This window comes from Tessaracoccus sp. SD287, assembly GCF_017355265.1.
Taxonomy (GTDB): Bacteria; Actinomycetota; Actinomycetes; order Propionibacteriales; family Propionibacteriaceae; genus Aestuariimicrobium.
Genome location: NZ_JADIJQ010000057.1, coordinates 1 through 6,734, shown reverse-complemented (window position 1 = coordinate 6,734; position 6,734 = coordinate 1). Strand labels below are relative to the sequence as shown.

Annotated in this window: 5 protein-coding genes; 1 reads left to right on the top strand and 4 read right to left on the bottom strand. The window is 68.6% G+C overall.

Annotation, left to right across the window (positions count from 1 at the left end; genetic code table 11):
- A partial coding sequence (locus IPV09_RS13840) for an HNH endonuclease signature motif containing protein (protein ID WP_207475921.1) occupies positions 1 to 743 on the top strand: 743 nt, incomplete at its 5' end.
- Between the two features lie 58 nt (positions 744 to 801).
- Here IPV09_RS13840 and IPV09_RS13835 read toward each other — a convergent pair.
- From IPV09_RS13835 to IPV09_RS13820, 4 genes are all read right to left on the bottom strand, one after another.
- Complete coding sequence (locus IPV09_RS13835; RefSeq protein ID WP_207475919.1) at positions 802 to 2,760, bottom strand: sugar-binding domain-containing protein; 1,959 nt, start codon at positions 2,758 to 2,760, stop codon at positions 802 to 804.
- 137 nt (positions 2,761 to 2,897) lie between these two features.
- On the bottom strand, positions 2,898 to 4,619 hold the full coding sequence (gene sppA, locus IPV09_RS13830; RefSeq protein WP_207475917.1) for a signal peptide peptidase SppA: 1,722 nt from the start codon (positions 4,617 to 4,619) through the stop codon (positions 2,898 to 2,900).
- Between the two features lie 33 nt (positions 4,620 to 4,652).
- Complete coding sequence (locus IPV09_RS13825; protein ID WP_207475915.1) at positions 4,653 to 5,996, bottom strand: MFS transporter; 1,344 nt, start codon at positions 5,994 to 5,996, stop codon at positions 4,653 to 4,655.
- Between the two features lie 46 nt (positions 5,997 to 6,042).
- Positions 6,043 to 6,734: polysaccharide deacetylase family protein (locus tag IPV09_RS13820; RefSeq protein ID WP_207475913.1), on the bottom strand; the 692-nt coding region annotated here is incomplete at its 5' end.

The window sequence follows — 6,734 nt, the reverse complement described above, 5'->3', positions numbered from 1 at the left end:
GCAACACCCACGCCACCCTCGCCGACGGCCTGCTCCACGTCGCCACCCAATCCCTGGCCGCCGTGCCGGCATCGCGCAGGGATGGGTACCGGGTGCTGATCCACCTCGACACCGACGGGGTCGGCTGGCTCGGCCGCACCGGCGCCCTCCCCTCCACGTTGCGCGATGCCTACACCTGCGACGGGGTCATCCGGCCCGTGTGGCACACCGACGGGGTCCCGGTCGCGGTCGGACGCAGCATGCGCATCGTCCCCAACAGGACCCGACGACTCATCGAGGACCGCGACCAGGGCTGCCGCTACCCCGGCTGCCCCGCCACCGGCTTCCTCGAGAACCACCACTTGATCCACTGGAACCAGGGCGGGGACACCGACCCACCCAACCTGCTCTCCCTGTGTCCGTTCCACCACCGCAGCCACCACCTCGGCGACTACCAGATCAGCGGAGACCCCACCCGACCCGACGGGCTCACCTTCACCACCGCCCACGGCCACCCCATCCAGCCCGTCCACCGCGACGTCCCACCCGTCATGCCCGAACGACCTGCCCCGATCCGTGACGTGGTGCGCGGCGAACGCCTCGAGTCCTGGTCAGTCCAATTCAGCCCACCACCCGAACCCGACCCCGACGCCGAGACTGAACCCGCAGCCGAACCGGTCCTCCCCGAACGACCAGACGACGTCGACCCCGACAACTGGGCCATCCTGATGCGCATCGTCAAGAGACAACACGCCCACCTGTGAGGCCACCCGATCGATTGGGTCGGCTGGCATGCCCCCCAAGTTCTCTTCGCTCAGTGGCTCACTTCTCGCCGCCGAAGAACTTCGACCACGGCAGGTCGAGGGGGGCGTCCTCGGCGATGACCTCGTAGAGGTAGCGGCAGAAGGGGAAGTCCTCGGCTGCGATGACACCGCGATCGGTGAGCTTGCGCAGGGCAGCTCCGACGACGCGGATGGCGGCCACACCCTCGAGGGTGACGCCCTTCATGTGGACGTCGCGGACCTCCGAGAACGGGACGCCCTGGCCGACGTAGCCACCGGCCATCACGTTGCGTCCGCCCATCGAGGTGACGAACATGTCGCCCACGCCACTGAGGCCCTCGGCGGTGCGGGGGTCGCCACCCAGCAGTTCGATGAACTGCCGCAGTTCGACCGCACCCTGGGCGAACAGCGCCGCCGAGTAGTTGTACATCTTGTAGCGGTCGCCCGACTTGCCGGCCTTTTCGAGGATGCCGGCGGCAAAGCCCCCACCGAACGCGTAGATGTTCTTGGTGGCCGCACCGACCTCGCAGCCGATGAAGTCCAGTGAGGTCCAGATGTGGTAGTAGCTGGTGCGGAACAATCCGGCGAGCCAGTCGACGTAGTCCTGGTCCTCGGCGGTGAAGACCACCGAGGTGTCGTGGCCGACCGCCAACTCGCCGGCGATCGAGGGGCCGGTGATGGCGGCCCACTGCACCTGGCTGGCGAGTTCCTCGCCGAACTCGGCCTTGAGCACGTCGGGCAGGATGCTGAGGGTGCCGTCCTCGGCAGCATGCATGCCCTTGGTAATCGACAGGATCTTGGCGCCCGGCTTGACCAGCGTCTTGAGCTGCTTGGCGACCCACTCGACACCGAAGCTGTTGACGCCGCTCATGACCAGGTCGGCCCCCTCGAAGGCTTCGGCGGCGTCTGCCAACTGGTAGGCGGTGACGCCCTCGTTGACGACCAGGTCAAGGTTGGGGTGGCGTCCGGTCTGCTGGATCGAGGTGACGATGTCCTCGTCGAGGTGGGTGCCGACCAGATTGACGGTGTGCCCGTTGTCGGTCAGCGGGTAGGTCAGGGCGGTGGCCAGTACTGCGGTGGCCACGTCGGTGTCGGTGATGAGGGTGCGGCAGTAGCCGGCCACGAGCATGGCGGCGGTGATCGCGACCTTCTCGGTGCCGGTGACCACGGCCACGCTGTTGGGGCAGTCACGCAGCGCGGCCAGGTCCATCGAGATGGTGCGAGCGTCCAGGTCGGCGTCGACCACGCGACCGTCGGCGTCGATGAAGTGGCTGAGCAGGTCGCCCACCACTCCCCTGCGGGTCAGGTCGGCGACCTCGTCGGCACCCAGGTAGCCGGAGTCGACGAGCACCGAGGTGGACGTTGCCGAGCCGGGCGAGAAGACGATGGTGCGGGCGTGGGTGGCGGCCGCGATGGTGGTGGCGACAGCGGGCTCGGCCCGCAGGGCCCTGCCTAGGGCGGCGGACGAGACGATGGTCGGAGCCGGCATCAGACGGACCTGTCCGGGGCCGCGTTCGGCCATGGTCCGCAGCGCCGACCCGACGTGGTCGACCCCGGCCAGCGACAGTCCACCGTTGGTCTGCACCACGGTGACCCCCCGGTTCCAGCCGCTGGCCAGTTGGGCGGCGACGCGTGAGGTGGTGCGCCCCCAGGACAGGCCCACCGTTGTCGGTCGCGGACGAAGAGCGGCCAGGTGCTCGGCCGCGGCATGGCTGACGGCATCGGCGGTGGCCTCCGAGTCGGCCTGGCTGGGCACCACGATCGCGTCACGAACCCCGAAGCGTTGCTGCAGCTGCACCTCGAGGTGGTGGTGGCGGGCCAGCGGGTGCTCAATGCTGATCCGGACGATGCCCACCTCACGGGCCCGTTCGAGCATCCGTCCGACCGTCCACCGTGAGGTGTCGAGTTGTTCGGCGATCTGGGCGTGGGTCTGGTTCTCGTAGTAGTAGAGCTCGGCGGCCCGCAGCATCGACAGCTCGGTAGCTGGCGTGTTCGACATGGCCACCACCTCCGCCCTGCACATCCGTGCAGTTCATGGGACGGGCACCGCGAGCGCCCTCGTGGTTCCCAGCCTACGACAGTGTGGCGCCGCCGTCAGCCCGTTGCGGCAAAGGTGCACCTAAGTGCACGGCCTCGTCACTGCACGGTGAAGTTCCACGGCATGGTCAGCGCCCCGACCGGCGGCAGGGACCCCCCGCCCAGCAGCGCAAGCCCCCGCTGCAGCAGAGCCTCGGGGCCGCCCTGGGGCAGTCCCAGTCCGGAGCCGCCCATGGACTCCGAGCTGTTGGCGGGCTGGAATCGGGCCAGCACGCCCAGGGCGGGCACCTGCTTCAGGGTGACCTGGTCGCGCTGCAGCCCGGCCAGTGCGCAGGCCTGCTCGACGGCCACCTCCAGGCCACCGAGCTCGTCGACCAGACCGCGCTGCTGGGCGTCGCTCCCTGTCCAGACCCGTCCGCGGGCCAGCGGCTCAAGTTCTGCCACCTCCATGTCGCGACCCTGGGCGGCCTTGGCCACGAAGTCCTCGTAGATCTGGTCCAGCCAGGCATTGAGGATCTGCCACTCCTCGTCGGTGAGCCGACGATCCGTGGCGAGCATGCCGGCGTGGCGCCCGGCGCTGAGGCCCTCGTGCTTGAGGCCCAGCTTCTGGTAGGTCTGTTCCATCACGAACTTCCCGGCCACCACGCCAATGGAGCCGGTGAGCGTCGAGGGCAGGGCGACGATCCTGTCGGCAGCCATCGCGGCGTAGTAGCCGCCGGAGGCAGCCACCGCACCCATCTGGGCGACGACCGGACGACCCGAGTCGCGCACCTGCTGGACGGCCCGCCAGATGGAGTCCGAGGCGACGGCGGAACCACCGGGTGAGTCGATCCGCAGCACCACAGCCTTGACGCGGTCGTCGGCTGCGGCCGCGCGCAGGTGCTCGGTGACCACGTCGGCGCCCACCTGCTGACCACCAGGGCCGCCGCCGGGACGACCGCGTCCGGTGACGATGGCGCCGCGCAGGGTGACCACGCCGATCTCGGGATTCTTGCGGTGCAGGGCCTGGGCGGCCTTGCGTCGGGGGGCGGCGGCCGCGTCGTAGCGGTGCACGAACTGCAGGGACTCGGTCTTGGCCCCCCATTCGGACAGGACGGCGGCGTAGACCTCGTCGCGGTAGCCGATCCGGTCGATCAGCCCGGCGGCCAGCGCCTCGTCCGGGGTCAGGGCCGCCTGGTCGACCAGGTCACGGACCCGCTCGGGCTCCAGTCCGCGAGCCTGGGCAATGACCTCGACGGACTGCTCGAGCACCGAGTCGGCGATGCGCTGCATCATCTCGCGATTGGCGTCGCTGATCTCGTGGGCGGCGAACTGCTCACCGGCTGACTTGTACTCCTTGCGCTGGGCGAACTCGGGCTCGATGCCGCCCTTGTCGAGCAGTCCGCGCAGCAGGGTGATGCCGACGTGCACCCCGGCCAGGCCGACCTGCCCCGACGGCTGCAGCCAGACCTGCCGGGACCGGGTGGCAAAGGCGTACAGGGGCAGCGCGCTGCCCAGTTCACCAAAGGACTCAGACCAGGCGACGGTGGGCTTGGTCCGACCGAAGGCGGCGACCAGGTCGCCCAGTTCCTGCAGGTCGGCCAGCGACAGGCCGGAACCCTCGGTGACCCGGACAACCAGGCCCGCGACCCGATCGTCGGTGGCTGCGGCACGCAGCCCGTCGCGCAGGGCATGCATCGAGGCGGCGTTGAGGATGCGCAGGGCGGCCAACGGGTTGTCCGGCGGAGCGGTGACCACTCCCCTCCCCAGGTCGATCTCGAGCACCTTGGGCGTCGAGGAGTTCTTGGCGAAAAGGGCTTCGAGCGCGGCAGGCAGGAACATGCGGTGAGTCTACGCGGGCCCCGAAGCAGGTGGTCAGGCGTGGGTACCGGCGCCGGGCTCGGAACTGGTGCCTTCCAGGGCGAGCATGCGCTGCTCCACGGCGCGGTTGCGGACGTCCAGCGCCAGTGGCCAGGAACGTTCCAGCCGCACCTCGATGCCGTCACGGCGCATCATCCAGCCGGCCACCGCCAGACAGACCAGGCCCGTGGCGAGCGCCCCGACGCCCAGACCGGCGCGGGCCCCCCAGACCTCACAGATCCAGCCGATGACCAGGGCACCGATGGGTGAGCCGCCCATGTTGACGGCGAGGTACACCGACAGGGCCCGTCCGCGGAAGGCGGGGTCGGCGTTCATCTGCACCATGGCGTTGCAGTTGGTGAGCACGGTGATCGCGCACAGGCCCATCGGCACCAGCATGATCATGTAGGTGGTGTAGTTGGGGGCCATGCTGGCGACCAGCATCGAGATCGCGAAACCGGCCAGGGCCACCAGCATCGTCCGGAACCGTGGCCGCACCCGCTTGGCGGCAAGCAGGGCGGCCGCGAAGGTGCCCACCGCCATCGCAGAGCCAAGGATGCCGAACTCGCCGGCACCCTTGCCGAACTCGGTGGTGGCCATCAGGGCATTGGTCAACGGGAACTGCATGCCGAACATCGACAGGGCCATCACCACGACCATCACGACCAGGATGTCGGGACGTCCCGCGACGTAACGGATGCCCTGGACGATGGCGCCGCGTTCACGCGACTTGGGCGAGGTGAGCAGTTCCCCGGGCCGCATCAGCGCCAGGCCACCGAGCACGGCGGCGAACGAAATGCCATTGACCAGCAGCGCGGGCCCCACCCCGAAGCCGGCGATCGCCAGACCGGCGACGCCGGGGCCGACGAGCCGGGCGGCATTGAACTGGGCCGAGTTCAGCCCAATCGCATTCGGGATCAGGTGCTGGGGCACCATCTCGGAGACGAACGTCTGCCGGGCTGGCATGTCGAACGCCTGGATGGTGCCGCCAATGGCCGCGAAGACAAAGGCCAGCGTCAGGGTCATGATCCCCGAGGCGTACAGGCCCCACACCACGAAGGCGTTGAGGGCCAGCAGGCTCTGGGTGGTGAGCAGCATTCGTCGACGGTCGAAGCGGTCGGTCAGGGCGCCGGCCAGCGGTGCCAGCAACGCCATCGGGGCAAAGGTCAGGGCAGTCACGTAGCCCAACGCGGTGGCCGAGTGGTCGGTCAGTTCGGTGAGCACCATCCACTGGTGCGCCGTGGAGAACATCCAGCCGCCGACATTGCTGACGAGGGCACCGAGCCAGAACAGGCGGTAGTTGAAGATGCCGAAGGACGCGAACATCGATACCTGTTCGCGTTTCGCCCGGGTTGACATGTGGTTAGCTTAGCTAACCATCCCAAGCGCGCCGAATCGCGGCTCCTCAGGCCTGGAGCAGGGCGATGGTGTAGCCGCGCGACCTGATCCCGTCGATCACCTCAGCCAGGATCGCCACGTTGGTGTCGGACACCGCGTGCAGCAGGATCACCGAGCCCGGGTGGAGCTGGCCGAGGATCTTGTTCTTCGCAGCCGTGGGATCGGGTTGCTCGTCGGTGTCCCAGTCGGCATAGGCAAAGCTCCAGAAGACGGTGGTGTAGCCGAGGTCGTCGGCAACCTGCAGGCTGCGTTCGCTGTAACCCCCCTCGGGCGGGCGGAACAGTCTGGTGATCGGCTGGCCCATCATCGACTGGTAACTGCGTTCCAGGCTCCTGATCTCGTTGACGAACGTCTGGGTGGAGGTGGCCAGTGCCGCGGAGGGGCGCAGGTGCTTTTCGCTGTGGTTGGCGACCTGGTGACCCTCGCGCAGCATTCGCCGGACGATGTCGGGGTTGTTGCGCAGGAAGCTGCCGGTGATGAAGAAGGTGATCCTGACGTCCTTCGCCGCGGCGATGTCAAGGATTTCGGCGGAGTTTGTCTCGAACTCGTATCCCTCGTCCATGGTCAGATGGACGACCTTGGCGCTGGTCTGGCGGCGCCAGATCACGTCGTGAGAACTGATGAGGCGGGCCACGTCGGGATCGATGGTCGCGGGGATGTTCTGGCCCAGGGACGCAGGTGGGCGGTACCACCAACTGA

Coding starts and splice junctions, on each gene's coding strand:
- IPV09_RS13835 (WP_207475919.1), bottom strand. CDS start 2,760: ATGTCGAACACGCCAGCTACCGAGCTGTCGATGCTGCGGGCCGCCGAG.
- sppA (WP_207475917.1), bottom strand. CDS start 4,619: ATGTTCCTGCCTGCCGCGCTCGAAGCCCTTTTCGCCAAGAACTCCTCG.
- IPV09_RS13825 (WP_207475915.1), bottom strand. CDS start 5,996: ATGTCAACCCGGGCGAAACGCGAACAGGTATCGATGTTCGCGTCCTTC.